This is a genomic window from Paludifilum halophilum (assembly GCF_002245355.1).
Lineage (GTDB): Bacteria > Bacillota > Bacilli > Thermoactinomycetales > DSM-45169 > Paludifilum > Paludifilum halophilum.
The window spans coordinates 1-25,442 of sequence record NZ_NOWF01000011.1 but is presented as its reverse complement, the minus strand read 5'-3'; the positions used below and the strand labels follow the sequence as shown (position 1 = coordinate 25,442).

Genomic DNA, 25,442 nt, shown 5'->3' with positions numbered 1-25,442 from the left:
ATTGATCCGTGGGTCAGAAAGTTAACCCGGTAGGGTTGCGTGTCGGCGTCATCCGCGATTGGGAATCCAAGTGGTACGGCGGCAAGGACTATGCCGACATGTTGCATGAAGACATTGAGATCCGTGAGTTTCTGGCGAAACGCCTGAAGGATGCGGCGGTTTCCACGGTGGAAATCGAGCGGGCCGCGAACCGAGTCAATCTGACCATTCACACCGCCAAGCCGGGGATGGTGATCGGAAAAGGCGGTTCCGAAGTGGAAGCCCTGCGCCAAGCTCTGACCAAATTGACCGGCAAGAAAGTGCACATCAATATTAACGAGGTTAAAAACCCCGAACTGGATGCACGTCTGGTAGCGGAAAATATCGCTCAACAGCTGGAGCGCCGGATTTCTTTCCGCCGCGCGATGAAACAGACCATCCAGCGGACCCTTCGCTCTGGAGCCAAAGGGGTGCGCACCCAGGTGAGCGGTCGTCTCGGCGGTGCGGACATCGCCCGGACCGAAGGATACAATGAAGGAACGGTTCCGCTGCACACCCTGCGTGCGGATATCGATTACGGTATGGCGGAAGCCCACACCACCTACGGAAGAATCGGTGTGAAGGTGTGGATCTACCGCGGTGAGGTTCTCCCGGCCAAGAAAAAGGGAGACGCGGAAGGAGGCAAGTAACATGTTAATGCCGAAACGCACGAAGTTTCGTAAGGAACATCGCGGTCGCATGAGAGGCCGGGCCAAAGGCGGGACGGAAGTCGCGTTTGGCGAATACGGTCTGCAAGCGCTGGAACCTTCCTGGATCACCAACCGGCAGATCGAGGCGGCTCGTATCGCGATGACCCGTTACATCAAGCGGGGTGGGAAAGTTTGGATCAAAATTTTCCCGGATAAACCGATCACTCAAAAACCTTTGGAAGTTCGGATGGGTTCCGGTAAAGGTTCTCCGGAAAAATGGGTGGCAGTCGTCAAGCCGGGCAAGATCATGTTCGAGCTGGCCGGTGTGCCTGAACATGTGGCCCGCGAAGCGATGCGGCTGGCGGCCAACAAACTTCCGATCAAGACGAAATTCGTAATTCGAGATGAGGCGGGTGGTGGACAAGATGAAAGCTAAAGAGCTGATTGAGATGACCACCGCGGAAATTGAACAGAAGTTAGCCTCGCTGAAAGAAGAATTGTTCAACCTCCGGTTCCAGGCGGCAACCGGGCAGTTGGATAATCCCGCCCGGATCCGCCAGGTTCGCAAAGATATCGCCCGCGCCAAGACGGTGATTCGGGAGCGTGAACTGGGAATCGAAAGGAGGAAACAAGCATGACCGAACGAAACAGCCGGAAGGTACGTGTCGGCAAGGTCATCAGCGACAAGATGGACAAAACGATCGTCGTCGCAGTCGAGACCTACAAGCGTAACTCCCTGTACGGGAAGCGGGTCAAGTACAGCAAGAAGTTCAAAGCACACGATGAAGAAAACCAAGCCAAAGTCGGCGACGTTGTCCGGATTATGGAAACCCGGCCGCTGTCCAAGGATAAACGGTGGCGCCTGGTTGAGATCGTGGAAGAAGCCGTGATCGTTTAAGTTTATTTGACTGGCGGAAGGAGGGAGACCGATGATTCAGCCGCAAACCCGCCTCCGTGCCGCGGATAATTCCGGTGCGAGGGAACTGATGTGCATTAAGGTTTTGGGCGGATCCAAACGCAAGTCGGCAGGGATCGGTGACGTCATCGTTGCCACGGTAAAACAAGCAACACCCGGGGGCGTTGTCAAGAAGGGAGACGTCGTAAGGTGCGTCATTGTTCGGGCGGCCCGATCCACCCGTCGGAATGACGGATCCTACATTCGCTTCGATGAAAACGCCGCTGTGGTGATTCGCGACGATAAAAGCCCGCGCGGAACCCGGATCTTCGGACCGGTGGCCCGGGAACTCCGGGAACGGGATTTCATGAAAATCATTTCACTGGCGCCGGAAGTGCTTTAATCGCGGCGTACATCTGATTTCCGGTGAGTAAGGAGGTGCCGAGCATGGAGACCAAACGTCCGAACAAGGTGCATATCAAAAAGGGCGATACTGTGATCGTGTTGCGTGGAAAAGATGCTCCGACCCGTGATAAGAACGGAAAGATGGTTTATACCAAAGGGCGGGTGCTCAAGGTATACCCGAACGAACAGCGGGCCCTGGTGGAAGGTGTGAACATGGTAAAGAAACACACCCGTCCGACCCAGGATAACCCTCAGGGGGGCATCATCGAGCAGGAAGCGCCGGTTCACTTGTCCAATTTGATGGTTGAGGATCCGCAGAGCAAGGAACCGACTCGTATCGGTTACAAGTTTGTAGAAGGCAAGGGTGGCAAGCAAAAAAAAGTTCGTTACGCCAAAAAATCCGGTGAAGCGCTGGATAAATAAAACGGCTAGGAAAGGAGGAAGGGACTCTTGACAGCGCGTATCAAAGAGCGGTATCAATCGGAAATTTCGCCGGCGCTGATGAAAAAGTTCGAATACAAGTCTCCCATGCAAGTACCGAAGATCGAAAAAATCATCATCAACATGGGCGTGGGCGAAGCGGTTCAAAATCCCAAAGCGCTGGATTCCGCCGTGGAAGACCTGGAGATTATCTCCGGCCAAAAACCGGTGGTGACCCGAGCGAAGAAATCCATCGCCGGTTTTAAACTGCGAGCGGGAATGCCGATCGGAACCAAAGTCACCTTGCGCGGTGAGCGCATGTACGATTTTCTGGATAAACTGATCAATGTGGCTCTCCCCCGGGTGCGGGACTTTCGCGGAATTTCCCCCAAGGCTTTTGACGGTCGCGGGAATTACACCTTGGGCTTGAAAGAGCAACTGGTATTCCCGGAAATCGAGTACGATAAGGTGGATAAAGTACGGGGGATGGACATCGTCATCGTGACGACGGCCGATACCGACGAAGAAGCTCGGGAGCTGTTGACCCAGATGGGTATGCCTTTCCGGCAGCGGTAACAAGAAGGGCCACTGACACTGCAATTTTATGAAAAAGGAGGGAATCCAGTTGGCCAAGAAATCGATGATCGCCAAGGCGAAACGGAACCCGAAGTTCAAAGTACGCGCCTACACTCGCTGTAAGCGGTGCGGACGGCCGCATTCCGTCATTCGGAAGTTTCAACTGTGTCGGATCTGCTTCCGTGAATTGGCCTATAAAGGGCAGATTCCCGGCGTGAAAAAAGCGAGCTGGTAAGCGAGAGAGTGAAAGGAGGGTGAATGAACGTTGATGACTGACCCGATTGCTGATATGCTGACCCGCATCCGTAACGCGAACCTGGTTCGCCATGAGAGCCTGGAGGTACCGGCTTCGAAGCTGAAGTGGGAGATGGCGGAAATCCTGAAGCGTGAAGGTTTTATCCGCGATGCGGAATATGTGGAGGACGGCAAACAAGGGATCATTCGAATCTTTCTCAAGTACGGATCCAACAACGAACGAGTGATCACCGGTCTGAAACGGATCAGTAAGCCCGGTCTGCGCGTCTACGCCAAAAATGACGAGGTCCCCCGCGTTCTTCGCGGTTTGGGGATTGCGGTCCTGTCCACCTCCAAAGGGGTTATGACGGATAAGGACGCCCGCAACGCAAAAGTAGGCGGCGAAGTACTGGCTTATATCTGGTAAGATCGGCGGAAAGGATGGAGGTGAACCAACATGTCCCGTGTCGGTAAAAAACCGATTTCCATTCCCAATGGGGTGGAAGTGAATGTAGACGGTTCGACCGTCAGCGTCAAGGGGCCGAAGGGAACCCTGACCCGCGACTTGAGCCCGGAAATCGCGGTGAAAGTGGAAGGGGACGAAGTCCTTGTGGAGCGGCCGAGTGAACAGCGGAAGCACCGTGCCATGCATGGAACGGTCCGCAGTCTGGTGGCCAATATGGTGGAAGGGGTGACCAACGGTTACTCCAAAACCCTGGAACTGTCGGGTGTCGGATACCGGGCCCAGAAGAAGGGCGACAATGTAGTCCTGAACGTCGGATACTCCCATCCGGTGGAGGTCAACCCGATTGAAGGAGTGGAGCTGGAAGTTCCCTCTCAAACCCAGATCGTGGTCAAAGGGATCGACAAGGAACGAGTGGGGGCACAAGCCGCCAACATCCGTTCGATCCGCCAGCCGGAGCCTTACAAAGGTAAAGGGATCAAATACAGCGATGAACGGATTCGTCGCAAAGAAGGGAAAACCGGGAAGTAATCGCGTTCCTGAGAAAGGAGTGAAAGCGGCGTGATCAGCAAACAAGATCGAAATAAAAACCGGAAACGGCGTCATGTCCGGGTCCGTAAAAAGATCATGGGTACTTCGGAGCGCCCGCGCTTGAACGTATTCCGTTCGGCGAAAAACATCTATGCCCAAGTGATCGATGATGTAAGAGGCCATACGATGGTTGCGGCATCCACTTTGGACAGCGACCTGAAAGAAAGCAATATTTACGGCGGCAACACGGAAGCCGCCCGTAAAGTCGGCGAACTCATCGCTAAACGGGCGAAGGAGAAAGGGATTGAAAAGGTCGTGTTCGACCGCGGTGGATACCTTTACCATGGAAGAATCAAGGCATTGGCTGAAGGTGCCCGCGAAGGAGGACTCGAGTTTTGAGCAAAGGAGGTAAACCCGTGAGGAATGAGCAGGCGAAAGACGATCTGAATGAAAAGGTAGTCAGCATCAACCGGGTGGCCAAAGTGGTCAAAGGGGGTCGCCGGTTCAGCTTCAGCGCCCTGGTCGTCGTCGGAGACGGAAAAGGGAAAGTGGGCGCCGGAATCGGTAAGGCCGCCGAGGTGCCGGAAGCGATCCGAAAAGGCGTGGAAAACGCCAAAAAGGACATGGTCAGCATCCCGCTCTCCGGAAGCACCATCCCGCACGATGTGATCGGACACTACGGCGGCGGCAAAGTCCTGATGAAGCCGGCTTCCAAAGGTACCGGTGTGATTGCCGGCGGTGCCGTCCGCGACGTTTTAACGGTGGCCGGAGTCGGGGATATCCTGACCAAGTCCACCGGTTCCAACAACCCGATCAACATGGTCCGGGCCACCCTCCAGGGAATCCAAAGCATGAAACGGCCGGAAGAGGTTGCCAAACTGCGCGGAAAATCCCTGGAAGAGCTGTTAGGATAAGGAGGGACGATCGTGGCGAACAAACTGGCTATCACCCTCAAACGGAGTTTGATCGGCCGTCCTGAAAGCCAGCGGGTCACCGTCCGGACTCTGGGTTTGAAAAAACGGGAACAAACCGTAGTCCAAAACGATACCCCGGCGATTCGCGGCATGATCAACCAGGTGAAACACCTGATCGATGTCAAAGAAGTACAGGAGTAATCTCTTTTTCCAAGGTAGACTCGAAGAGGAGGTGCGAAGGATGAAACTTCACGAACTGAAACCGGCGAAAGGGGCCCGGAAATCCCGGAAGCGCCTGGGCCGCGGAATTTCCGCAGGCCAAGGAAAGACGGCGGGACGCGGTCATAAGGGACAAAAAGCCCGTGCCGGCGGCGGTACTTATCCCGGGTTCGAAGGGGGACAAAATCCGATCTATCGGCGTCTGCCGAAGCGCGGGTTTACCAACCCCACCCGGAAGGAGTATGCCGTGATCAACTTGGATGTACTCAACCGGTTTGACGAGGGGACTGTGGTCACACCCGAGCTGCTCCGGGAATCCGGCGTGGTGAAAAACATGAAAGACGGTTTGAAAGTGCTGGCTGATGGGGAACTGAAGGTCAAATTGACGGTGAAAGCTCATAAGTTCTCTGCTGCGGCGGCGGAAAAAATCGCAAGCGCCGGAGGCACGACGGAGGTGCTCTGATGTTTCAAACCGTGAGCAACATTTGGAAAGTGGGGGATCTCCGAAGTCGGATCCTGTTTACGCTGGCCATGCTGGTTGTCTTTCGGATCGGCAGTTTCATCCCGGTCCCCAACACCAACAGCGAAGCGTTGAAAGCCATGGCTGAACGCACCGGTGCCGGGGTGTTCGGTCTGATCAACACTTTCTCCGGCGGAGCCTTCTTGAACTTTTCCATCTTTGCGATGGGGATTATGCCCTACATTACGGCATCAATTATCGTGCAGCTGTTGACGATGGATGTCATTCCGAAGTTTGCACAGTGGGCCAAAGAGGGGGAAGTGGGACGCCGCAAGTTGGCACGGGTCACCCGGTATGGTACGATTGTGCTGGCATTAATCCAGTCTGTCGGACTGACTTTCGGTTTTAACCGCGCAGGCGGGGGATTGGGGATGAGCTTTATCGAAAACCCCAGTTTTGCTACCTATGCTCTGATCGCCATCACCTTGACCGCCGGTACCGCTTTCCTGATGTGGCTGGGTGAGCAGATCACGGATAAAGGGATCGGAAACGGGATTTCCATTCTGATCTTCGCCGGGATCATTGCCGGTATTCCGCCGGCGGCTCAACAGATTTATGAATCTCAGTTCGCCGATGCCGGGGATCAGGTGTTTCTCAGCATCGTTAAAGTAGCCCTGATCGTGGCGGTTCTCATTTTGATCGTGGCCGGCGTGATTTTCATTCAGCAAGGGATTCGCAAGATCAAGGTACAATACGCGAAGCGAGTGGTCGGACGTAAAATGTTCGGCGGCCAGTCCACCTATATACCGATGAAGGTGAACGCCGCCGGGGTGATTCCGGTTATCTTCGCCATGTCGCTGTTGATTTTTCCGTCGACGGTGGCCAGCTTCTGGCAGGGTAATGCCTTTGCTGATTGGATCATAGCCAATCTCAGCTACAACGCCCCGCTGGGCATGGTTATCTACGTCTTTCTGATCATCGGATTCACCTACTTCTACACCTTCGTACAGATCAATCCGGTGCAGTTGGCGGATCAGCTGAAGAAAAACGGCGGCTATATCCAGGGAATCCGACCGGGAAAAAATACGTCCATCTTCTTGACCAAGGTTATGAACCGGCTGACGCTGGCGGGGGCTTTATTCCTGGCGGCGGTGTCCATTCTGCCGGTATTCTTCACTTCCTTGGCAGGATTGCCTCAGTCGGTGCAGATCGGCGGAACCTCCCTTCTGATCGTGGTCGGCGTTGCTCTGGAAACGATGAAAAATATCGAGAGCCAACTCATCAAACGGCATTACAAAGGGTTTATCAAATAAATCGGGTGCCCTGGAAGGTTTCCGGGGATTCACTCTTGAAATGTAAACTTTTGTGAGTACAAGTGTGTGATTGATCGGTTTCTGAGGCAGGACGCAGCCGGCGCTCGCCGGGTGAAACCCGGCGGCCGAGATGCCTCGGTCAGGGGCATCTGCAGGCGAACCGCCCTGTTTGACACCACCGGGAGGGATAAGCTTGAATATTGTGCTGATGGGGTTGCCCGGTGCCGGGAAGGGTACGCAAGCCGACCGGATTACCGAAGCGCTCCGCATACCGCACATCTCCACGGGTGATATGTTCCGGGCGGCGGTGAAGGAAGGAACGCCCCTCGGTCTGGAAGCCAGATCCTACATGGATCAAGGACAGTTGGTACCGGACCGGGTCACGATCGGTATCGTCCGGGAGCGCTTGGGCAAAGATGATTGTGCCGAGGGTTTTCTGCTGGACGGTTTTCCCCGCACCGTGCCCCAGGCGGAAGCATTGGATCAAAACTTGAAGGAGATGGGGCGGCACCTCGACCATGTCTTGTATATCGAAGTGGACGAGGAAGAATTGCTGAAACGGTTGACCGGGCGTCGCATTTGCCGCGATTGCGGGGCGACCTACCATGTGGTATTCGCACCCCCGGAAAAAGACGGTGTATGCGACCGTTGCGGCGGATCCCTCTATCAACGGGATGACGACCGCGAAGAGACGGTGGCTAAACGGCTCGAGGTCAACCTGGAACAGACCCGGGCTCTTCTGAATTACTATCATGATCAGGATAATGTGCGCAGAATCGATGGCAACCGGTCGATCGAGCAAGTGACCGAGTCGATTTTGAGCATTCTCAGGAGCCGAGCCCGATGATCATTCTGAAGTCGTCCAAGGAATTACAAACGATGCGGGCTGCAGGACGGATCGTCTATGAGACGCACCAGCTTTTGAAGGAAGCGATTCGACCTGGTGTCACCACGAAAGAACTGGATCGGATCGCGGAGGAATTCATTCGAAAACAGGGAGCCGTTCCCTCCTTTAAGGGCTATAACGGTTTTAAGGGAAGTGTCTGCACCTCCGTCAACGAGGAGCTGGTTCACGGAATTCCCGGGAATCGGGTGCTGAACGAGGGAGATATCATCAGCATTGACATCGGCGCACATTATCAGGGCTATCACGGCGACTCCGCATGGACGTACCCTGTGGGGCGGATTTCCGAAGAGACGGCCCGACTGCTTCGTGTCACGGAAGAGTCCCTGTATCAAGGGCTGGACCAGGCGAAGCCGGGTAACAGAACCGGGGATCTCTCCCATGCGATCCAGGTTTGCGCTGAAGAGGCCGGTTTCTCCATCGTCCGCGAATACGTGGGACACGGTGTGGGTCAAAATCTGCACGAGGAACCCAACATTCCCAACTTCGGTCCGGCGGGCTTCGGACCCCGCCTCAAGCCCGGGATGACGTTGGCCGTCGAACCGATGGTGAACGCGGGTAAACGGCATGTGCGAACGTTGGCTGACGATTGGACAGTCGTCACGCAGGACGGCTCCCTGTGTGCCCACTTTGAGCATACCATCGCGATCACGGAAGACGGCCACGAAATATTGACCACAGCGTAATAGGTGAAGGGTGATGGATGTGACGGGTGCCGAAGAGCGGTTGAACCCGGGACAGATCGTCCGGATTCTCCGGGGTCGCGAGGCGGGAAAATATGCGATCGTCATCGGTGTGGAAAAACCCAACTTCGTTTGGTTGGCGGATGGCGCTAAGCGTCCCATCGACCGGTCGAAGAGGAAGAACGTCAAGCATATTCAACCCACCAAAACCATCGCCCGGGAAGTGGCAGACTCTTTAAAGACAGACGGTCGGGTCAACAACGCCGAACTACGCTACGCCTTGAATCAATACCTTCTCCGGAGCGGAGAGAAAAAAGGAGAGTGAGTCAATGGCCAAAGAAGATGTGATCGAGGTGGAAGGGACGGTTATCGAACCGTTGCCTAACGCGATGTTCCGAGTGGAACTGGACAATGGTCACAAAGTCCTCGCCCACGTATCGGGCAAGATTCGCATGCACTTCATCCGGATTCTGCCCGGGGACAAAGTGACGGTCCAGCTGTCCCCGTATGATTTGACGCGCGGCCGGATCACGTACCGTTACAAGTAACGTTTTGCGGTCGACCGCTCGGATGTCGCAACGGAATTCAAAATCAGCACGACAACTCCGCTGGTTCAGGATTGACACCGGGTGGACAGGAGGGAAGCAGAATGAAAGTGAGACCGTCGGTAAAGCCCATTTGCGAAAAATGTAAGGTCATTCGTCGCAAAGGGACCGTGATGATTATTTGCGAAAACCCTAAACACAAGCAAAAACAAGGATAACCAGACAGGAGGTGCAGCACATTGGCTCGTATTTCGGGTATTGACCTGCCTCGCGACAAGCGGGTGGAAATCGCTCTGACCTATATTTTCGGCATCGGTCGTTCCAAGGCGTCGACGATCTTGAGCGAAACCCGGATCAATCCCGACACCCGGGTTCGCGACTTGACCGAGGATGAAATCTCCAAGTTGCGCAGCTATATCGACAAGAACCTGGTAGTTGAGGGAGATTTGCGCCGGGAAAACGCTTTGAACATCAAACGCCTGATTGAGATCGGATCCTATCGCGGGATGCGTCATCGTCGCGGACTGCCGGTTCGCGGACAGCGCAGCAAGACCAACGCACGAACCCGTAAAGGTCCTCGCCGGACGGTTGCAAACAAGAAGAAATAACGTATAAGGAGGGAAAATCATGGCTGCCAAAAAACGGACCACTACGCAGCGCGTCAAGCGCCGCGCACGGAAAAATGTCGAGTCGGGTACGGTTCATATCCGTTCCACCTTTAACAACACCATCGTCACCATCACCGATAAGCGGGGGAACACCGTTTCCTGGGCCAGTTCCGGTACCCTGGGCTTCAAGGGTTCCCGCAAAAGCACTCCCTTTGCCGCACAGATGGCTGCGGAAACTGCGGCGAAGCAGGCGATGGAACATGGCATGAAAAGCGTGGAAGTTACAGTGAAAGGACCCGGTGCCGGCCGGGAAGCGGCGATCCGCTCTCTGCAGGCTGCCGGTCTCGAAGTCAATCTGATTAAAGACGTCACCCCGATTCCTCATAACGGGTGTCGCCCGCCGAAGCGTCGCCGTGTTTAAAACATGCTGAATTCCGGGGCGATCCTGTTTATATGGGTAAAACTATGTGTATACTGGTAGTTGACCATCTTTGACTGGTATATATCCCCTGTAGTGCGTTTGCCGGGGAAGCATAGAATCACCATCTGAGAATAAGCGATCTCACCCGGAATGCGACGTTCTTAAGGAGGGTTTCAAAACCGTATGATTGAAATCGAAAAGCCCAAAATTGAAACCGTAGAGATCAGCGGCGACAGCCGATACGGAAAATTTGTTGTGGAACCCTTGGAACGCGGATACGGTACCACCCTTGGCAATTCGCTGAGACGGATTCTACTGTCGTCTCTTCCGGGTGCGGCTGTAACCTCCATTCAAATTGACGGGGTATTACACGAGTTTTCCACGATCTCCGGGGTGGTTGAGGATACGACGGACATTATCCTCAATTTGAAGCATCTTTCGCTCAAAGTTCACTCCGACGAAGAAAAGGTACTGGAGATTGACGTCGAAGGCGGTGGCGATGTCAAAGCCGGCGATATTCGAGCGGACTCCGACGTGGAAATCCTCAATCCGGATTTGCACATCGCCACCTTGGCTGACGACGGGCGCCTTCACATTCGGATGACGGCCAACCGGGGCCGCGGTTACGTCCCGGCGGACCGGAATAAACGGGAAGAACAGTCGATCGGGGTCATTCCCATCGACTCGATCTATACGCCCATCGAACGAGTGAACTACCAAGTGGAAAACACCCGGGTCGGCCAAGTGACCAACTATGACAAGTTAACGTTGGAGGTTTGGACCGACGGGAGCCTGCGCCCCGACGAGTCCGTCAGCCTCGGCGCCAAGATCATGACGGAACATCTGATGCTTTTCGTCGGTTTGACGGAAGAAGCCCAAGATGCCGAAATCATGGTGGAAAAAGAGGAAGACAAGAAAGAAAAGGTCATGGAAATGACCATCGAAGAATTGGACCTTTCCGTCCGTTCCTATAACTGTCTCAAGCGGGCGGGGATTAATACCGTCCAGGAGCTGACCCAGAAATCGGAAGAAGATATGATGAAAGTTCGTAATCTGGGGCGCAAATCGCTGGAAGAAGTGCAGGAGAAACTGTCTGAACTGGGTCTCTCCCTGCGCAGCGATGACTAGTCTTCCAATCGGATAACGAGGGAGGGGAAATCCACATGGCATATTCCAAACTGGGTCGCAATACGGCGGCGCGAAAAGCGTTATTACGTGATCTTGTCAGCGACTTGATCATTCACGAACGGATCCGGACGACCGCTTCCCGGGCCAAAGAGGTGCGTTCCATCGCGGAAAAAATGATTACCTTGGCCAAGCGGGGAGATCTTCACGCCCGTCGTCAAGCCGCTTCCTTTGTACGGACCCATCGCAACCGTACTGAAAAGGAAGGGGAGACGGCGACCCATGAGCGGGTGGACGCGGTGAAAAAGCTGTTTGATGAAGTGGGACCGCGCTATGAAGAGCGAAACGGCGGTTACACCCGGATCATCAAAATCGGCCCCCGCCGTGGTGACGCGACAGAAATGGTATACTTGGAACTGGTTTGATAACCGGTTTATTGGATCAAAGGGAGAGGGCAGGATCGATCCGGTCCTGAAATCTGCCCTTTTTTCTTTAGGAAAGCATTGGAACGAACAGGCGAGTTTGGAGAAACGCACCGCTTTTGAGGTGGGAGCGATGGAGCCGGTGATCGAGTTAACGGGGGTCGGATTCCATTATTCAACATCGGAGTCCCCGTGGAAACAATGGGCGCTTTCCGGGGTGGACCTTACGGTCCGCCCCGGTGAATATCTGGCGATCATGGGGCCCAACGGTTCGGGCAAGTCGACTTTGGCCAAAATGCTGAACGGCTTGTTGGTTCCGGTCAAAGGATCTGTTCGAGTAGAAGGTCTGGACACCCGAAACCCTGACGCGGTATCGACGGTTCGCCGCAAGGTGGGGATGGTCTTTCAAAATCCGGACAATCAGATTGTCGGTACCACAGTCAGGGATGATATAGCCTTCGGCCTGGAAAACCTGGGAGTTCCCCGGGACGAGATGATCCGGAGGATTGAAAAAGTTCTTCAACGGGTGGGTCTCGCCGGTATGGAAGAGCGTTCTCCCCACCATTTGTCCGGGGGACAGAAGCAGCGGCTTGCGATCGCCGGTGTATTGGCGATGCGGCCGCAGGTCATCGTCTTTGACGAGTCTACATCCATGCTGGACCCTGGAGGACGACGGGAAGTCCTGCAGGCGATCGGAGACCTTCAGAGGCAAGGGACGACCGTAATCCATATCACACACTCCGCTGCCGAAGCGTCACGGGCTGAACGCATTGCAGTCATGACCGAAGGGAGCATTCGACGGATCGGCAGTCCCGGTGAAGTTTTTCGCGATCCCGACCAACTGCGGAACTGGTTGTTGGAACCCCCGCCCTCTGTGGAATTGCTGGATCGTTTGCGAAAGCGGGGAATGCCGGTTCGGTCCGGGCTTTTCAACACGGATGAACTGGTGGAGGAATTATGGGCATTGTTATCCAGGGGCTGAGTCATATCTATATGGACGGTACTCCTTTTGCCAAAACAGCGTTATCCGGGATCAACATGGTCATCGATAAAGGTTCCTTCGCCGGACTGATCGGACCCACTGGTTCCGGAAAATCGACGCTGATCCAGCATATCGCCGGCCTCTTAAAGCCGACGAAAGGAACGGTTCGAATTGAAGAAACCGTCGTCGGTCCGGAAACGAAAAAGATGGGGCCTTTACGCAACCGAGTCGGACTTGTTTTTCAGTATCCGGAACATCAACTGTTTGAGGAGAGTGTGGCCAAGGATATCGCATACGGACCACACAACCAAGGCCTGAACGAGGAGGAAGTCCACCGTAGGGTCTTTCAGGCGATGGAATGGGTGGGTCTGGATCCGGAGCTGTCTTCCCGCTCCCCTTTTCAATTGAGCGGAGGACAGATGCGCCGGGCGGCTATTGCCGGTGTGTTGGCGATGCAGCCGGAGGTCTTGATTCTGGACGAGCCTACCGCCGGTCTGGACCCGGCGGGTCAGCGCGAATTGCTCGATACAGTCTACCAATTGCACCGGGAACAAGGAATGACTGTGATTCTCGTTTCCCACAGTATGGAGGAAATCGCCCGATACGCCGATATTCTGTTTGTGATCAAGGATGGGCGTCTGATGTTGACCGGTTCGCCGGGTGAAGTCTTCGCCGAGGGTGAGCGACTCCGGGAATGGGGCCTGGAAATTCCGGTTGTAGCCCGACTGGTGGATGAACTCAATCAACGACTCACTTCCCCGATTCCCCGGGAAATCTTTACGGTGAATGCTCTGGAGCGACATCTATGGTCCCGATGGAGGAAAGGGGAAAAAGGATGAGCTTTAGTAGCCCGATCCTGGGTCAGTATGTTCCTGGACGCTCCCCGGTGCACCGTATGGATCCCCGGGCCAAACTCCTCTTTGTTTTTGTCTATATGTTTCTCGTTTTTTTGGCCAATAATTCCTGGACTTACGGTTTACTTGCCGGCGTAACTGGTATGGGCCTGATCTTGTCACGGGTACCCCTCCGGATCATTCTTAGAGGATTAAAGCCCATCCTGATACTGATTGCGGTGACGGCTTTTCTGCATTTATGGATGACCCGGGGAGGAGACATATGGTTTCAGTGGGGGCCGATCGCTGTGTATGAACAGGGGGTGGTCCAGGCCGTCTGGATTTCCTGCCGTTTTCTCCTCCTGGTACTGACAGGTACCCTGCTCACGCTGACCACGACTCCCATCGATCTAACCGAAGGCATGGAACGGATGCTCGCCCCTTTTACCCGTTTCGGTGTGCCGGCTCACGAACTGGCTTTAATGATGTCCATCGCCCTCCGCTTTATTCCTACACTCTGGGAAGAGACAGAGAAAATCATCAAGGCACAGAAGGCCCGGGGGGCCGACTTTGAATCCGGAAGCCTGATTCGAAGGGTGAAAAGCTACATCCCGGTCCTGATCCCCCTTTTCATTTCCGCATTTCGTCGGGCCGACGATCTAGCATTGGCCATGGAGGCCCGGGGCTATCGGGGTGGAGAGGGTCGAACCCGATTGCGAAAGCTGAAGTTCAAATCATTGGATGTTGGGGCCTTGGCGTTGCTGGTAGCTTTGTTCGCCGCCCTGTGGTGGCTCCGGTCCTGAGGGGAAGCGAGGGATTAAGGGTGAGAAAACTGAAAATGATCGTCGCCTACGATGGGACTGACTTTTCAGGATTTCAACGGCAGCCGGATCGGCGGACCGTCCAGGGGGCACTGGAGGAAGTTTTATCCCGGATTACCCGGGAGCCGGTTCAGGTAACAGGTGCCGGGCGAACCGATGCCGGTGTCCACGCTTGGGGCCAAGTGATTCACTTTGATACAACCTCCAGGATCCCCCTTTCCCGTTGGCTTCGGGTCATGAACGTCGCTTTGCCCCGGGATATGGCGGTTCGCCGGGTGGAGGAGGTACCTCTTTCCTTTCACGCCCGCAAGGACGCCTGTTGGAAACGGTATCGCTATACCCTGGACAACCGGCCGGTTCCGGATGTATTTACCCGACGGTTTCGCACCCGATGGAAGGGGCCGCCCCTGAAAGTGGACCGAATGCGGCAGGCAGCCCATATGCTGATAGGAACCCACGACTTCACATCCTTTTCTTCGGCCAAATCACCGGTGGTCAATCGTGTCCGAACCTTATACCGGTGCCAGGTATGGCAGCCGGAAAAGGGGGTTGTGGCCGTCGAAGTGGCGGGGAACGGATTTTTGTATAATATGGTCCGGATCATCGCCGGTACGTTGTCGGAAGTGGGCGCCGGCATGTTGGAACCGAATGCGGTTCGGGAGATCCTGGATGCGCGAAATCGAGCACGGGGAGGCAAGACGCTCTCTCCAGAGGGATTGACGATGATGGAGGTCGGCTATAACCCCTGGGAAGAAACAGAAGGGGAACACCGCTGAACATTCCCGTGTCACAGAGAGCTTTGATAGGCGGTTATGCCGCCCTCGCTTGACATGGTCCCCCTGTTGGTGTATTATGATCGTTGGTATTTTTCCACTTGCCCCGGTGGAACAGTTCGGCGCAAAAAAATGTTTGGATTTTGACGGCAGATATCTGCCGAGTGGATACGAACGCTTTTTGGTATTGAGGAGGGACAACGATGCGAACCACGTTTATGGCCAAACCGGACCAAGTGGATCGGAAATGGTATGTCGTCGACGCTGCGGGTCAACCGCTGGGCCGGTTGGCTACCCAAGTGGCAACCCTGTTGCGCGGTAAACATAAGCCGCAATATACTCCCCATGTGGATACAGGTGATTTTGTCGTCGTCATCAACGCTTCCAAGGTGGATCTCACCGGGAAGAAGGAGAGCAAGAAAAATTACTACCGTCATACCGGATGGCCCGGCGGGCTGAAGACGATCACCGCCGGAGAGTTGCGGGAAAAGCGTCCGGAATGGATGATCGAATGGGCTGTGAAAGGCATGCTCCCCAAAAACATTCTCGGTCGCAAACAGTTGAAAAAGTTGAAAGTCTACGCCGGATCGGAACATCCCCATCAGGCTCAACAGCCTGAAACGTGGGAAGTACGCAGATAACAGGAAGTAAGGAGGGAAATCATCTTGGCACAAGTCCAATTTTACGGCACCGGTCGCCGTAAGGAATCTGTCGCTCGTGTCCGCTTGGTCCCGGGAGACGGCCGCATTGTGATCAATAACCGCGAAATGGATCAATACTTCGGACTGGAGACGCTCAAAGCAGTGGTTAAGCAACCGTTGGTACTGACCGACACCCAAAACCGTTACGACGTTCTGGTTAACGTGGACGGAGGCGGTTTTACCGGTCAAGCCGGCGCTATTCGCCACGGCATCGCCCGCGCCCTTTTGAAAGTGGATCCGGAGTTGCGTTCCAGCTTGAAAAAAGCCGGGTTCCTGACACGGGATCCTCGGATGAAAGAGCGGAAGAAATACGGGCTCAAAAAAGCTCGTCGCGCACCTCAGTTCTCCAAGCGCTGATTTCGCTTTTCCAATCATGCCCCGCCTGATCGGCGGGGTTTTTTGTTCCCTTATTTCTTCCTCGTATCTTTCCCACTCCCGCCTGTCACACTAAGGACTACATTGGAGTCGGGAGGGTTGACGGTGGGTAAAATCGTTTGGTTGGAAGCCTATCGAGTGCGCCGGTTGGAAAAAATGCGTCATGAAGCACTCTTGGGTTTTCCTTGGGGGAAATTGTCCAAAATGATCAATGAAGTATTGGAGCCCTCTACCCGTACTTTGGCTTTCCCCAAGCGGTATGCCGTGGACGAAGCGATTTACCGGCTGGCCTTTGAAGCCTACGTTTCCGGAATAGACTATAGTCGACGAGGAGAAATGGAGTGTCCGCCGAGTCGTCCCGAGGGGGAGCGCCGCCGCTGGTGCGATCGGGTATACCGGGAAAGCGGCGATGACCTGATCAATCGTGTCATTCAGGATCTGGATTTGTTCCGTCATTTGGATGAGTGGACCATTCAATCGGTTTTTTATTTCATGGAGGAAGTGGCATCCCGATGGTTCATTCAAGGAGTCGATTATGGAATTCGTCTTCGTCAACAAGGCTCCCTGTAACATATCTTTCGGACTCGTCCCATATATATGAACCATCGAATTACGTGATAAGGATGGGGAGCTCGATGGAACGGTTGTGGCGAGAGTGGCTTCGCGGTCGAAGCCGGATATTTTGGATCGGGTGGGGGTTTTTGGCGGTGGCGGTCATCGCCCTGATCGTAACCGGACTGCCCTGGGGAAGCAGTGAAAATGTATGGAGTCGCCCCTTGTCTGGACGAGTGATTGTAATCGATCCTGGCCATGGGGGCAAAGACGGGGGAGCGATCAGTCGGGGGGGCCTGGTGGAAAAGGATGTGACTCTGAATATCTCTCTTTACCTGCGGGATTATCTGCAGGAGTCAGGCGCTCTGGTAATCATGACCCGGGAAACGGATACTGACCTGGCGGATGAGGGGGCACGCAGGGGAAAAACCCAGGATCTCATGCGTCGTGCTCATATTGTAAAAAACAGTCATGCCGATGCATTTATCAGCATCCATCTCAATGCAATCCCATCCCCGCGGTGGTCAGGCGCTCAAACCTTTTATTATCCCATCTTGGAGGACAATAAAAAACTGGCGACCGAAATCCAACAGGAAATTATTCGGAACTTACAAAACACCAAAAGAAGCGCCCGCCACAGCGGAGATGTCTACATATTGAAAACGTCTCGAATTCCTTCCGCCTTGGTGGAAGTCGGATTTTTGTCCAATCCGGAAGAGGCGGAACGGTTGGCGGATTCGGAATATCAAACCAAGGCGGCCGCCGCGATCTATCATGGCATTCTTCGCTTCTATTCGGATGAAGAATAGCCGAAAGAAGCTCGCGGGTTATGTTATAATCGGGATGGAAAACGCTACAACACATTGGGGTGTTGCACTGTATGTTGACTGTGGACAAAGTATTGGAAGCCCTCCGGGGAGTTAAGGAACCGGAGTTGAAAAATAACCTGGTCAAACTGAATTTGGTCCGGAACATCCGCATCCATGGATCGAAAGTCTCCTTACAGGTTATGTTATTAAATGAAAAAGCGGACCACAAAGAGCATCTCCGTACCGATGTCATCCAAACCCTTCAGGATGCTGGTGCGGAAGAAGTAGAGTTAAGTTTCGACGTGCTGAGTGAAAAGGAGCAAGAGGCTCTCGCCGACCGCATCCGCCGGGAACATCAAGAAAAAGTGCGCAATAAGGCCGCCGGGGGTCGCTCGCCGTTGCAACAGGAAGCAAAGGTTCCCCCATTGCTTTCCGAAGAGTCCGATACCCAATTTATTTCCATCGCCAGTGGAAAAGGGGGGGTCGGGAAATCCACGGTTGCGGTTAACCTGGCTGTTGCGCTGGCCCGGGAGGGGAAAAAGGTCGGTGTGATCGACGCCGATATTTATGGGTTCAGTGTGCCGGATATGATGGGAATTGAGGAACGTCCCACCGTCGTAGATAAAACGATCTATCCTGTGGAACGCTTCGGTGTCAAGGTGATTTCCATGGGCTTCTTTGTTGAGGAAAACGCCCCTGTCATCTGGCGCGGTCCTATGTTGGGCAAAATGTTGCGCAATTTCTTCCACGAAGTAGAATGGGGCGAGATCGACTATATGATCTTGGATTTGCCGCCGGGAACGGGGGACGTCGCTCTCGATGTTCATCAAATGCTTCCTCTGAGCCGGGAGCTTCTCGTTACCACTCCCCATGCTACAGCCGCCTTTGTTGCCGCCCGAGCGGGTGCGATGGCGTTGCACACCGATCACGAAATCCTGGGAGTGGTCGAGAATATGGCGTACTACCAGTGTTCATCCTGCGGTGAGAAGGATTATGTATTCGGCCGCGGCGGCGGAGAAAAGCTGGCCGAAGAGCTGAAGACCGATTTGTTGGCTCAAGTTCCTCTGGGAGCACCGGATAACGGCGATCCTTCCCAAGCCGATTTTTCCCCATCCGTATACAGGAAAGAAACAGTCATTGGAACGATCTATCATGAATTGGCGAAAAAGATCCTGGAACGGACCGCATCGGTTTCGGCCAAGTGAATAATCTTTGGCCGATCGGGGATTTCTTTAGGGACCCATTTTGTCGATGCTGTCGATCCGGCACCGGATTTCCGTCCGGTGCTTTTTTGTAAGAGGGAAAATCGTTTACGGAGAGGGCGATGTTTTCATGCCGTCCACAGAAAACAGCCGAGCGCTGATTGAGCTGAAACACATCACCAAGACCTATCCCGGGGAGAGAGGGCCTTTTTCCCCACTTCGGGATGTCAACGCGCAAGTGATAAAAAAACGACTGGTGGTTTTGATGGGGCCCTCCGGGACGGGAAAAAGTACACTGTTTCGGCTATTGAACCGGTTGGAGGATCCGGATGAGGGTGTGATCAGCTACAGGGGCAAGCCTCTAAAGGAATGGGACCCTGTTCGCTTGCGCCGGGAAGTCCATTATGTGTATCAAAGCCCGATTCTTTTTCTCCCAACCGTTGAGGAGAATCTGGCTTATCCTCTGTATTTGCAGGATAAAGAATTGGAACGGCCGGAAATGATCCGCCTTTTACAACGAGTGGGCCTCTCCCGATCTTACCTCCATCGGTTTGTCGATGATCTGTCGGGAGGAGAGAAACAGCGTGTGCATTTGGCCCGTTCTTTTTCCCTCAGGCCGGAAATTCTGCTGTTGGATGAACCGACCGCCTCCCTGGATGAAGAAAGTACTGAACGGATTGAAAAGGAAGTGAGGGATTTTTGTGACCGGGGCGGCACAGTTGTGTGGATCAGCCATTTGCGAAAGCAGGCGGAACGCATCGCTGACGAGCGATGGTATTTGGAGAATGGGAAGCTGACTCGGGAGGAAAAAGGTGAATGACCAACTTTGCGACGATTGCCACGGTGGGATTTGTCTTTATTGCGATGGGAATTTCCCTGTGGCAAAAGCTGAATTTGGAAAAGGATTTACTCGTGGCCACTGTTCGTGCGGCGATCCAGCTTACCCTGGTCGGTTATCTGCTTCAGTTCATTTTCGACGCGGATCGCTGGCTTTATATCCTGTTGATGATTACCGTTTCCGTTTTAGTGGCTTCCCGCAATTCCGCTTCACGGGGAAAGGGAATCCCTTGGATCTATTTGCGGGTTTTCGTCACCATCGCCACCGTAGCCGGCTTCACCCTTACGATGATGGTGACCATGAATATGATCGATCCCGATCCGCAGACGTTGATTCCCATCAGCGGCATGGTGGTGGGAAATGGGATGGTCGTTTCTTCCCTTCTTCTGAATCGGATGAAAGAGTATGCGGAATCGATGCGGGAGGAGATCCTGGTTGCCCTCTCCCTCGGAGCTAATCGGTCTCAAGCGAGCCGTCGCATGACCACCCAGGCGATCAAAGCGGGAATGATTCCCATGATCGATTCCACCAAGACGGTGGGATTGGTTCAATTGCCGGGGATGATGACCGGGCTGATCATCGCCGGAACTCCACCGGTGGAAGCTGTCCGTTACCAACTGTTGATCATGTTTTCCTTTATTTCTTCCTCCGCCTTGATCAGCATTCTGCTGGGCTTTTTGGTCTACCCAACTCTTTTTAACAAGGATCATCAGTTTTTGGGCTGGGGGAAACGGTCCTAGCCAAGGCTGAAGGTATCCTGTTACTATGAATAAAAGGCAAAAGGAGGCCTTTTTTATGCGTGTTATAAAGGATAATAAAATACTTTTGTCTTTGGGTGTTGGCGCGGTGATCGGCACCGGGATTCTAAAGGATCGGTTTTCTTGGATATCAATTATGGTTGTGATTCTCATATACTTGCTCTTATGGATGGGTCCGAAAAAAGTACGGCCGTCTGTAAAAAAATAAAAAGGCCCCGGTAGACTGAACCGGGCCCGATTGTCTTCGGCGATATCCTCTTTCTTTTATCCTCCGCCACCTTGGCCGCCGCCGCTTTGGCCACCTCCACCTTGACCGCCGCCTTGGCCGCCTCCGCCTTGTTGTCCTCCCTGTTTTTTCATCGCTTCTTGCATTAATTTGGTGAATTTCTCTTTAAACTGGGGGTTTTCCAAAGCATCCTCCATGACCTTCATGGTTTGCTTTCGGTATTCCTGGCCTTTCATCAGTTGCATCATCTGCTGGCTGAACTGAGGATCCTTCAGCATGTCCATCATCAGTTTTTGGTATTCCGGATCCTTCATCAACTGCTTGTTTAGTTTCTTTTGCTCTTTTTGAGTCGCTTTGGCGAAATTGGAGGCTACCTTGGGTTTTTCCATTAGTTTTTCCAGTTGTTTTCCCATTTTGGGATCGGTCATCGTCTTATTAAATGTCTGTTCCATTTCCTTATCAGATATGATGATGTCCTTGCGAAAACTTGAGTCCTTCATCAGTTCCTGCAGTGCTTTTTTTCCATCTTGGGTGTGGAGCACATCCACCACCATTTGCTTTGTTTCCTGGTAGTCCGGTGGTTTTGATTCCTGTCCGGGGGAACTGCAAGCCGTTGTGACGACCAGTAGCAGCACTCCCGCGATCCAACCTTGGTACCGCATCCGTCCCATCGCCCTTTCCGCTAAGCTTCTTGGATTAATATGTGTCGGAAGTCGTAGAATTATGCCGGGGAAAGGGAGGTTTACGGATGGACGGATTTATTTCCAGGGATTTGATCGTTATAATGGGGATGGAAGCACGGTTTTGCTTTTACTGCCGGTAGGATCATGAAAGGGAAGAACCGTTGTTCCCGGTACATATCGGGGATGGTTTATGGATCAGTCGTTGTTTTTAAGGAGCGTTCATCGGATGACGATACGTAAACTGTTTTTTCTGTTTTGGACGACCCTGGCTATTGGGATGGTGACTGCGCCGGTGGCGGGGCTTCTTTTACAGGGATTATTCGGTCTTGCGGGGTTGAGCTTCCTGAGTCTGTTGTGGGCGGGAGTCATGTTTGGAGCGATTGCCCAAATGGGTTTTTTCGCTTATATGGTATTTAATATGGTCTTCACCGGTTTTATCCGTAATCAGCGGGTATACCAGGGGCTTCAGCTGGTGCTGGCTTTGGCTATACTCGTCAACACTTTTTTTATGAGTTTGAACCGGGGAGGAGAAGAGGCATCAGCTGTTTCCCACTTGATTTTGCCTTTGACCGTCTTGGGGGCCGGTTTGTTGGTGGGATACTTAAAGGTGAAGGCGACCCAACCCAAAAGCTTTATTCCCGCTTTATTTTTTATGGTGGCGGCCACGATGCTGGAAGCGGTCCCCTCCATCGAACAGAAATCGCTTGAAATGATGATGTTGATGGTACTCACTCTGTTGATGTGTAATGCCTGGCAGGTGATGCAACTTCACCGGCTGGTGGGGTCGACTCCCCGGGGAAATGTCAATGATTCCCGGTCACAACCGGAAAAGAAGAAAAAACAAAAAAGCTAGACACGATCGTTGGGTCTAGCTTTAATCCACGGGGTTAAGTTCCACTTCCGCTCCGGCGATCAATTCGGAGACAGTGACAAACTGGTACCCTTTTTTCTTCAGATCGTCGATAATCTCTGGAAGGGCTTCATGCAGCTGTTTGCTGGAATCGCTGGCATGCATCAGCACAATGTCCCCGGGGTGTGCTTTGCTGGTTACCCGCTGAACAATCTTTTCTTTGCCGGGGTTCATCCAGTCCAGGGAGTCTGTATCCCATTGAACGGCGGTGTAACCCAGATCATCGGCGATTTTAAGCACCCGCTTATCAAAGTCGCCGTTGGGAAATCGGATCAGATTAGGCTCTGTTTTGGTCAGACCGCTTAAGATGTGGTGTGCTTTACGAATCTGCGTACGGATTTGGTCTTCGCTCAATGTACTGTAGTTTTCGTGGCGGTGACCGTGGCTTCCCACTTCAAACCCCATATCCACGATTCGCTTGACGATGTCGGGATGGGTTTCCGCCCAGGGCGAGGAAAGGAAAAAGGTCGCTTTTTTGATCCCCTTCTGCTCCAGGACATCCAGGATCGGACCGGCTCTTTCTTCTCCCCAACTGATATCAAAAGTGAGGGCGATCTGTTTCTTATCGGTTTCTACGCTGTATACCGCCGCCGGTCCCGGATCCAGGGGCATAAAGACCTCAATGTTTTGCTGCTCCGCGTAAAAGATGCCGAGGGCGAAGAAGAGGGCGACGATCAACATGAGCCCGCGCTTGATCCGTTTACCTGATAAAACCCAGATAAATTTCATTCCGTCACCTCCGACTGCTTCGGTATGGGGGTATGGCACCTGTCCCATACTAAAATGTATGACCGTGGACGAGGGTTATGCTCAAAAATAGACGGGGTGGCAACTGAGAAAAGGGGAGAATCGATGGGCCGTTTCTTTCGAGTGATTGGATCAGAAAAAAAGCTGGTGGGTTTGGCCGCCCTGATATTTGTCATCAGCGGGATTGCCGGGTACGCTGCATCCGCCGCCATTCAACAGATGTTAAAGGACAGTGCCTTTTGGTCTCAGCTGAGGGAAATCGCTCGCCAAATCCAACAGGATCCTTCGTTCTTTCATATATTCGGAACCATTTTTTTAAACAACCTGAGAGCGTCTGTCAGCATGATCGGACTGGGTATTTTCTTCGGTGTGTTTCCCATTGCAGCCTTGGTGACGAACGGGTTGATGCTGGGTGTGGTTTTGGGAGATACATCAGCCGCTACTGGTGCCAACCCGTTGGTTGTTTTCGCCACGAGTATTTTACCCCACGGGATTCTGGAGCTGCCGGCGGTCATTATCGCTGCCGCATACGGAATCCGGTTGGGTATCGTTTTTTCCCGTTGGGTCGTCTCCTGGGTTTCTCCGACGCTGCGCGAACGGAGCCGATCGGAATGGTTGTCCTTGTTCAATCGCATACCTGTTGTCATCGGGGGAATTATCGTTCTGTTGATTCTGGCTGCGGTGATTGAATCCGGCCTTATCGTATGGATGGCAAAATAAAAATGGGAGGGACTTTTAATGAAATCAGATCTGAATTGGCAGGGGAAAATGCAGTTTCAAGCCCGGACATCTTCCGGACACACCGTTACGATCGATGCGGCCCAGGAGGTCGGCGGGGAAGATCAAGGGCCCCGGCCGACAGAGTTACTGCTGGCGGCAGCCGGTTCCTGCTCCGGGATTGATATCGTTGATATTTTGAAAAAGATGCGTCTCCAGGTGGATTCCTTTAGTATGGAAGTTTCCGGGGACCGGGCTGACGATCACCCTCGCCGTTTTACCCGGGTTTATATCCATTACAAACTGACCGGGGATCTTCCTGAAGACAAGGTTCGACGTGCCGTCGCTCTTTCGCGGGATAAGTACTGTTCCGTCTCCCAGTCCCTGAACGCCGAAGTGATCACCAGTTTCGAGATTAACGGGAAAAGGTTCGAATGAGACCCGGTGCGTTGCTTCGAGTCCATATAACGAACGGGTTGAATCAATGGGATGCATAAAAAGACGGAGGAGGGATCGATGGGATTCCCTCCTCCGTTTCCTTTCCCGGCTTTTGCATTTCTTCCCGCTGAAAGGTACAAACTATAAAAGCGGGAAGGAGGACCTACTTGATGGAGTTGGATGTACTTAAGGAAATTCCCCTCATCTTATTTCGTCTGGTGACGATCATCCCTGTCCTGTTGTTTGTGGCTCTTTTCATGGGACGGAGGGCTATCGGGGAAATGCCGGTATTTGATTTTTTGGTCATTGTGGTACTAGGTGCCGTTGTCGGTGCTGATATCGCCGATCCCTCTATTCATCATCTGCCAACGTTGGTTACCATTATGGCCATCGGTATAATGCAACGGATGACTTCCCGATGGATCGTATCCAGCCGAAAATTCGGGCGGTTGATTACCTTTGAACCGACGATTGTCATATGGAAAGGGAACATCTTAGAAAAAAATCTTTGGCAAGTTCGTTATTCCATTGATAATTTATTGGTTATGTTGCGGGAACAGCATATTTTTGACTTGGCGGATGTGGAGTTGGGAGTTGTCGAACCCAATGGAAGATTATCCGTGCAACTCATCCCGGAAGAAAAAGTGGCGACCAAAAAAGATGTCCAAGCCCCCTTCCCGCTTTCTGCCCAGATTTCCTTTCCTGTCATCGTGGAAGGCAAAGTATATGAGGATGTTTTGAGTGATTTGGGCTTAGACCTTCAATGGTTGAGAAAACAACTGCGTGAAGAAGGAATCGAACATGAAAAGGATGTCCTCTTCGCTTCGGTGAATGAAGAACAGAAACTAACCCTTTCGAGTAAGAAGGGTACTTTCGTTCCTGCTCCCCCCACCTTTCACCATTGATTTATGTTGCCAACCATGTGACCGAGAAAATTTCCCGACTCGGTTCGTAAAAAGTGGTTGACTTTTGGCGTGTATCTTTGTATACTATTAAACGTTCTCGATTTGAGAGATTCATAAACGGGCGGCCCGAAGGGCAAGCCCCAAAAAGATTTAAAAAAAGCTGTTGACAGGATCGATTGGATTTGATAGTATAGATCTTGTCGCCGCAAACGAGCGGCTCTCGCGGAGAAAACCGCGAGGACAACGGGAAGCGTTCCTTGAAAACTGAAGAGCGAACAGGACCCTGTCTGTTCGAGCAATCAAGCTCGCCTTTAACGGAGAGTTTGATCCTGGCTCAGGACGAACGCTGGCGGCGTGCCTAATACA

Annotated in this window: 41 protein-coding genes; 39 read left to right on the top strand and 2 right to left on the bottom strand. The window is 53.2% G+C overall.

The features are described from left to right. The first annotated feature begins 8 nt into the window (after positions 1–8). From rpsC to CHM34_RS15460, 35 genes are all read left to right on the top strand, one after another. Positions 9–668 (top strand): 30S ribosomal protein S3, encoded by a 660-nt coding sequence (rpsC, locus tag CHM34_RS15630; RefSeq protein WP_094265544.1) that lies wholly within the window; start codon positions 9–11, stop codon positions 666–668. Between the two features lies 1 nt (position 669). Further along, positions 670–1,104 (top strand): 50S ribosomal protein L16, encoded by a 435-nt coding sequence (gene rplP, locus CHM34_RS15625; RefSeq protein WP_094265543.1) that lies wholly within the window; start codon positions 670–672, stop codon positions 1,102–1,104. Then, positions 1,094–1,306: a 50S ribosomal protein L29 gene (gene rpmC / locus CHM34_RS15620; protein ID WP_094265542.1), complete on the top strand. Its 213-nt coding sequence runs from the start codon at positions 1,094–1,096 to the stop codon at positions 1,304–1,306. Before rplP ends, rpmC begins: the two co-directional genes overlap by 11 nt. After that, complete coding sequence (gene rpsQ, locus CHM34_RS15615) at positions 1,303–1,566, top strand: 30S ribosomal protein S17 (protein WP_094265541.1); 264 nt, start codon at positions 1,303–1,305, stop codon at positions 1,564–1,566. The genes rpmC and rpsQ overlap by 4 nt, the downstream gene beginning before the upstream one ends. A 31-nt stretch (positions 1,567–1,597) precedes the next feature. Next, on the top strand, positions 1,598–1,966 hold the full coding sequence (rplN, locus tag CHM34_RS15610) for a 50S ribosomal protein L14 (protein WP_094265540.1): 369 nt from the start codon (positions 1,598–1,600) through the stop codon (positions 1,964–1,966). A gap of 44 nt (positions 1,967–2,010) precedes the next feature. Continuing rightward, on the top strand, positions 2,011–2,391 hold the full coding sequence (gene rplX, locus CHM34_RS15605; RefSeq protein ID WP_240512053.1) for a 50S ribosomal protein L24: 381 nt from the start codon (positions 2,011–2,013) through the stop codon (positions 2,389–2,391). 27 nt (positions 2,392–2,418) lie between these two features. Then, a complete protein-coding gene (gene rplE, locus CHM34_RS15600; protein WP_094265539.1) occupies positions 2,419–2,964 on the top strand; it encodes a 50S ribosomal protein L5 in 546 nt (181 codons plus the stop codon). A 49-nt stretch (positions 2,965–3,013) separates the two neighbouring features. Beyond that, complete coding sequence (locus CHM34_RS15595; RefSeq protein WP_094265617.1) at positions 3,014–3,199, top strand: type Z 30S ribosomal protein S14; 186 nt, start codon at positions 3,014–3,016, stop codon at positions 3,197–3,199. Positions 3,200–3,232: 33 nt separating this feature from the next. Further along, on the top strand, positions 3,233–3,625 hold the full coding sequence (rpsH, locus tag CHM34_RS15590) for a 30S ribosomal protein S8 (RefSeq protein WP_094265616.1): 393 nt from the start codon (positions 3,233–3,235) through the stop codon (positions 3,623–3,625). Positions 3,626–3,655: 30 nt separating this feature from the next. After that, entirely contained in the window at positions 3,656–4,192 is a 537-nt protein-coding gene (gene rplF / locus CHM34_RS15585; protein ID WP_094265538.1) for a 50S ribosomal protein L6, read from the top strand. Positions 4,193–4,222: 30 nt separating this feature from the next. After that, positions 4,223–4,591 (top strand): 50S ribosomal protein L18, encoded by a 369-nt coding sequence (gene rplR / locus CHM34_RS15580; RefSeq protein ID WP_094265537.1) that lies wholly within the window; start codon positions 4,223–4,225, stop codon positions 4,589–4,591. A 17-nt stretch (positions 4,592–4,608) separates the two neighbouring features. After that, positions 4,609–5,106 carry a 30S ribosomal protein S5 gene (gene rpsE, locus CHM34_RS15575; RefSeq protein WP_094265615.1) on the top strand — a complete coding sequence of 166 codons (498 nt, stop codon included), beginning with the start codon at positions 4,609–4,611 and terminating at the stop codon, positions 5,104–5,106. 12 nt (positions 5,107–5,118) lie between these two features. After that, positions 5,119–5,307, top strand: coding sequence for a 50S ribosomal protein L30 (rpmD, locus tag CHM34_RS15570; protein ID WP_094265536.1), 189 nt, complete (start codon positions 5,119–5,121; stop codon positions 5,305–5,307). Between the two features lie 40 nt (positions 5,308–5,347). Next, positions 5,348–5,788 carry a 50S ribosomal protein L15 gene (gene rplO, locus CHM34_RS15565; RefSeq protein ID WP_094265535.1) on the top strand — a complete coding sequence of 147 codons (441 nt, stop codon included), beginning with the start codon at positions 5,348–5,350 and terminating at the stop codon, positions 5,786–5,788. Then, on the top strand, positions 5,788–7,098 hold the full coding sequence (secY, locus tag CHM34_RS15560) for a preprotein translocase subunit SecY (RefSeq protein ID WP_094265534.1): 1,311 nt from the start codon (positions 5,788–5,790) through the stop codon (positions 7,096–7,098). Before rplO ends, secY begins: the two co-directional genes overlap by 1 nt. A 193-nt stretch (positions 7,099–7,291) precedes the next feature. Continuing rightward, entirely contained in the window at positions 7,292–7,945 is a 654-nt protein-coding gene (locus CHM34_RS15555) for an adenylate kinase (protein ID WP_094265533.1), read from the top strand. After that, positions 7,942–8,688: a type I methionyl aminopeptidase gene (gene map, locus CHM34_RS15550; RefSeq protein WP_094265532.1), complete on the top strand. Its 747-nt coding sequence runs from the start codon at positions 7,942–7,944 to the stop codon at positions 8,686–8,688. The genes CHM34_RS15555 and map overlap by 4 nt, the downstream gene beginning before the upstream one ends. A 13-nt stretch (positions 8,689–8,701) precedes the next feature. After that, the gene (locus CHM34_RS15545) at positions 8,702–9,010 is read left to right on the top strand and encodes a KOW domain-containing RNA-binding protein (protein WP_094265531.1); all 309 of its coding nucleotides are present in this window, start codon (positions 8,702–8,704) and stop codon (positions 9,008–9,010) included. Between the two features lie 4 nt (positions 9,011–9,014). After that, positions 9,015–9,233, top strand: coding sequence for a translation initiation factor IF-1 (gene infA, locus CHM34_RS15540; protein ID WP_094265530.1), 219 nt, complete (start codon positions 9,015–9,017; stop codon positions 9,231–9,233). Between the two features lie 101 nt (positions 9,234–9,334). Further along, the gene (rpmJ, locus tag CHM34_RS15535) at positions 9,335–9,448 is read left to right on the top strand and encodes a 50S ribosomal protein L36 (protein ID WP_094265529.1); all 114 of its coding nucleotides are present in this window, start codon (positions 9,335–9,337) and stop codon (positions 9,446–9,448) included. Between the two features lie 21 nt (positions 9,449–9,469). After that, positions 9,470–9,838 (top strand): 30S ribosomal protein S13, encoded by a 369-nt coding sequence (gene rpsM, locus CHM34_RS15530; RefSeq protein WP_094265528.1) that lies wholly within the window; start codon positions 9,470–9,472, stop codon positions 9,836–9,838. 19 nt (positions 9,839–9,857) lie between these two features. Further along, entirely contained in the window at positions 9,858–10,259 is a 402-nt protein-coding gene (rpsK, locus tag CHM34_RS15525) for a 30S ribosomal protein S11 (RefSeq protein WP_094265527.1), read from the top strand. A gap of 183 nt (positions 10,260–10,442) precedes the next feature. Beyond that, a complete protein-coding gene (locus CHM34_RS15520) occupies positions 10,443–11,387 on the top strand; it encodes a DNA-directed RNA polymerase subunit alpha (RefSeq protein ID WP_094265526.1) in 945 nt (314 codons plus the stop codon). A gap of 35 nt (positions 11,388–11,422) precedes the next feature. Continuing rightward, complete coding sequence (rplQ, locus tag CHM34_RS15515) at positions 11,423–11,809, top strand: 50S ribosomal protein L17 (RefSeq protein WP_094265525.1); 387 nt, start codon at positions 11,423–11,425, stop codon at positions 11,807–11,809. Positions 11,810–11,939: 130 nt separating this feature from the next. After that, positions 11,940–12,788 carry an energy-coupling factor transporter ATPase gene (locus CHM34_RS15510; protein ID WP_094265614.1) on the top strand — a complete coding sequence of 283 codons (849 nt, stop codon included), beginning with the start codon at positions 11,940–11,942 and terminating at the stop codon, positions 12,786–12,788. Then, positions 12,764–13,627 (top strand): energy-coupling factor transporter ATPase, encoded by an 864-nt coding sequence (locus CHM34_RS15505; RefSeq protein WP_094265524.1) that lies wholly within the window; start codon positions 12,764–12,766, stop codon positions 13,625–13,627. The genes CHM34_RS15510 and CHM34_RS15505 overlap by 25 nt, the downstream gene beginning before the upstream one ends. Next, the gene (locus tag CHM34_RS15500) at positions 13,624–14,424 is read left to right on the top strand and encodes an energy-coupling factor transporter transmembrane component T family protein (RefSeq protein ID WP_094265523.1); all 801 of its coding nucleotides are present in this window, start codon (positions 13,624–13,626) and stop codon (positions 14,422–14,424) included. Before CHM34_RS15505 ends, CHM34_RS15500 begins: the two co-directional genes overlap by 4 nt. A gap of 20 nt (positions 14,425–14,444) precedes the next feature. Beyond that, positions 14,445–15,218: a tRNA pseudouridine(38-40) synthase TruA gene (gene truA / locus CHM34_RS15495; RefSeq protein ID WP_094265522.1), complete on the top strand. Its 774-nt coding sequence runs from the start codon at positions 14,445–14,447 to the stop codon at positions 15,216–15,218. Positions 15,219–15,418: 200 nt separating this feature from the next. Then, a complete protein-coding gene (rplM, locus tag CHM34_RS15490) occupies positions 15,419–15,856 on the top strand; it encodes a 50S ribosomal protein L13 (RefSeq protein WP_094265521.1) in 438 nt (145 codons plus the stop codon). Positions 15,857–15,880: 24 nt separating this feature from the next. Further along, positions 15,881–16,273: a 30S ribosomal protein S9 gene (gene rpsI / locus CHM34_RS15485; protein ID WP_094265520.1), complete on the top strand. Its 393-nt coding sequence runs from the start codon at positions 15,881–15,883 to the stop codon at positions 16,271–16,273. A 123-nt stretch (positions 16,274–16,396) separates the two neighbouring features. Then, the gene (locus CHM34_RS15480; RefSeq protein WP_094265519.1) at positions 16,397–16,861 is read left to right on the top strand and encodes a hypothetical protein; all 465 of its coding nucleotides are present in this window, start codon (positions 16,397–16,399) and stop codon (positions 16,859–16,861) included. 65 nt (positions 16,862–16,926) lie between these two features. After that, positions 16,927–17,652 (top strand): N-acetylmuramoyl-L-alanine amidase CwlD, encoded by a 726-nt coding sequence (cwlD, locus tag CHM34_RS15475; RefSeq protein WP_094265518.1) that lies wholly within the window; start codon positions 16,927–16,929, stop codon positions 17,650–17,652. Positions 17,653–17,723: 71 nt separating this feature from the next. Further along, a complete protein-coding gene (salA, locus tag CHM34_RS15470) occupies positions 17,724–18,857 on the top strand; it encodes an iron-sulfur carrier protein/transcriptional regulator SalA (RefSeq protein ID WP_094265517.1) in 1,134 nt (377 codons plus the stop codon). Between the two features lie 127 nt (positions 18,858–18,984). After that, complete coding sequence (locus tag CHM34_RS15465; protein WP_169713775.1) at positions 18,985–19,674, top strand: ABC transporter ATP-binding protein; 690 nt, start codon at positions 18,985–18,987, stop codon at positions 19,672–19,674. Then, entirely contained in the window at positions 19,671–20,432 is a 762-nt protein-coding gene (locus CHM34_RS15460) for an ABC transporter permease (RefSeq protein ID WP_094265515.1), read from the top strand. Before CHM34_RS15465 ends, CHM34_RS15460 begins: the two co-directional genes overlap by 4 nt. Positions 20,433–20,714: 282 nt before the next feature. Here the strand turns inward: CHM34_RS15460 and gerD are convergent, their stop codons facing one another. Then, the gene (gene gerD / locus CHM34_RS15455; RefSeq protein ID WP_094265514.1) at positions 20,715–21,338 is read right to left on the bottom strand and encodes a spore germination lipoprotein GerD; all 624 of its coding nucleotides are present in this window, start codon (positions 21,336–21,338) and stop codon (positions 20,715–20,717) included. A gap of 247 nt (positions 21,339–21,585) precedes the next feature. Between gerD and CHM34_RS15450 the strand changes: the two genes are divergently transcribed. Next, on the top strand, positions 21,586–22,212 hold the full coding sequence (locus CHM34_RS15450) for a KinB-signaling pathway activation protein (protein ID WP_169713774.1): 627 nt from the start codon (positions 21,586–21,588) through the stop codon (positions 22,210–22,212). 21 nt (positions 22,213–22,233) lie between these two features. Here the strand turns inward: CHM34_RS15450 and pdaB are convergent, their stop codons facing one another. Continuing rightward, positions 22,234–22,998: a polysaccharide deacetylase family sporulation protein PdaB gene (pdaB, locus tag CHM34_RS15445; protein WP_094265512.1), complete on the bottom strand. Its 765-nt coding sequence runs from the start codon at positions 22,996–22,998 to the stop codon at positions 22,234–22,236. Between the two features lie 123 nt (positions 22,999–23,121). On the opposite strand from pdaB, the gene CHM34_RS15440 reads away from it, so the two are divergent. From CHM34_RS15440 to CHM34_RS15430, 3 genes are all read left to right on the top strand, one after another. Then, on the top strand, positions 23,122–23,736 hold the full coding sequence (locus tag CHM34_RS15440) for a stage II sporulation protein M (protein ID WP_169713773.1): 615 nt from the start codon (positions 23,122–23,124) through the stop codon (positions 23,734–23,736). A gap of 18 nt (positions 23,737–23,754) precedes the next feature. Then, the gene (locus CHM34_RS15435; protein ID WP_094265510.1) at positions 23,755–24,171 is read left to right on the top strand and encodes an OsmC family protein; all 417 of its coding nucleotides are present in this window, start codon (positions 23,755–23,757) and stop codon (positions 24,169–24,171) included. 170 nt (positions 24,172–24,341) lie between these two features. Next, positions 24,342–25,076: a YetF domain-containing protein gene (locus tag CHM34_RS15430; RefSeq protein WP_094265509.1), complete on the top strand. Its 735-nt coding sequence runs from the start codon at positions 24,342–24,344 to the stop codon at positions 25,074–25,076. Positions 25,077–25,442 lie beyond the last annotated feature (366 nt).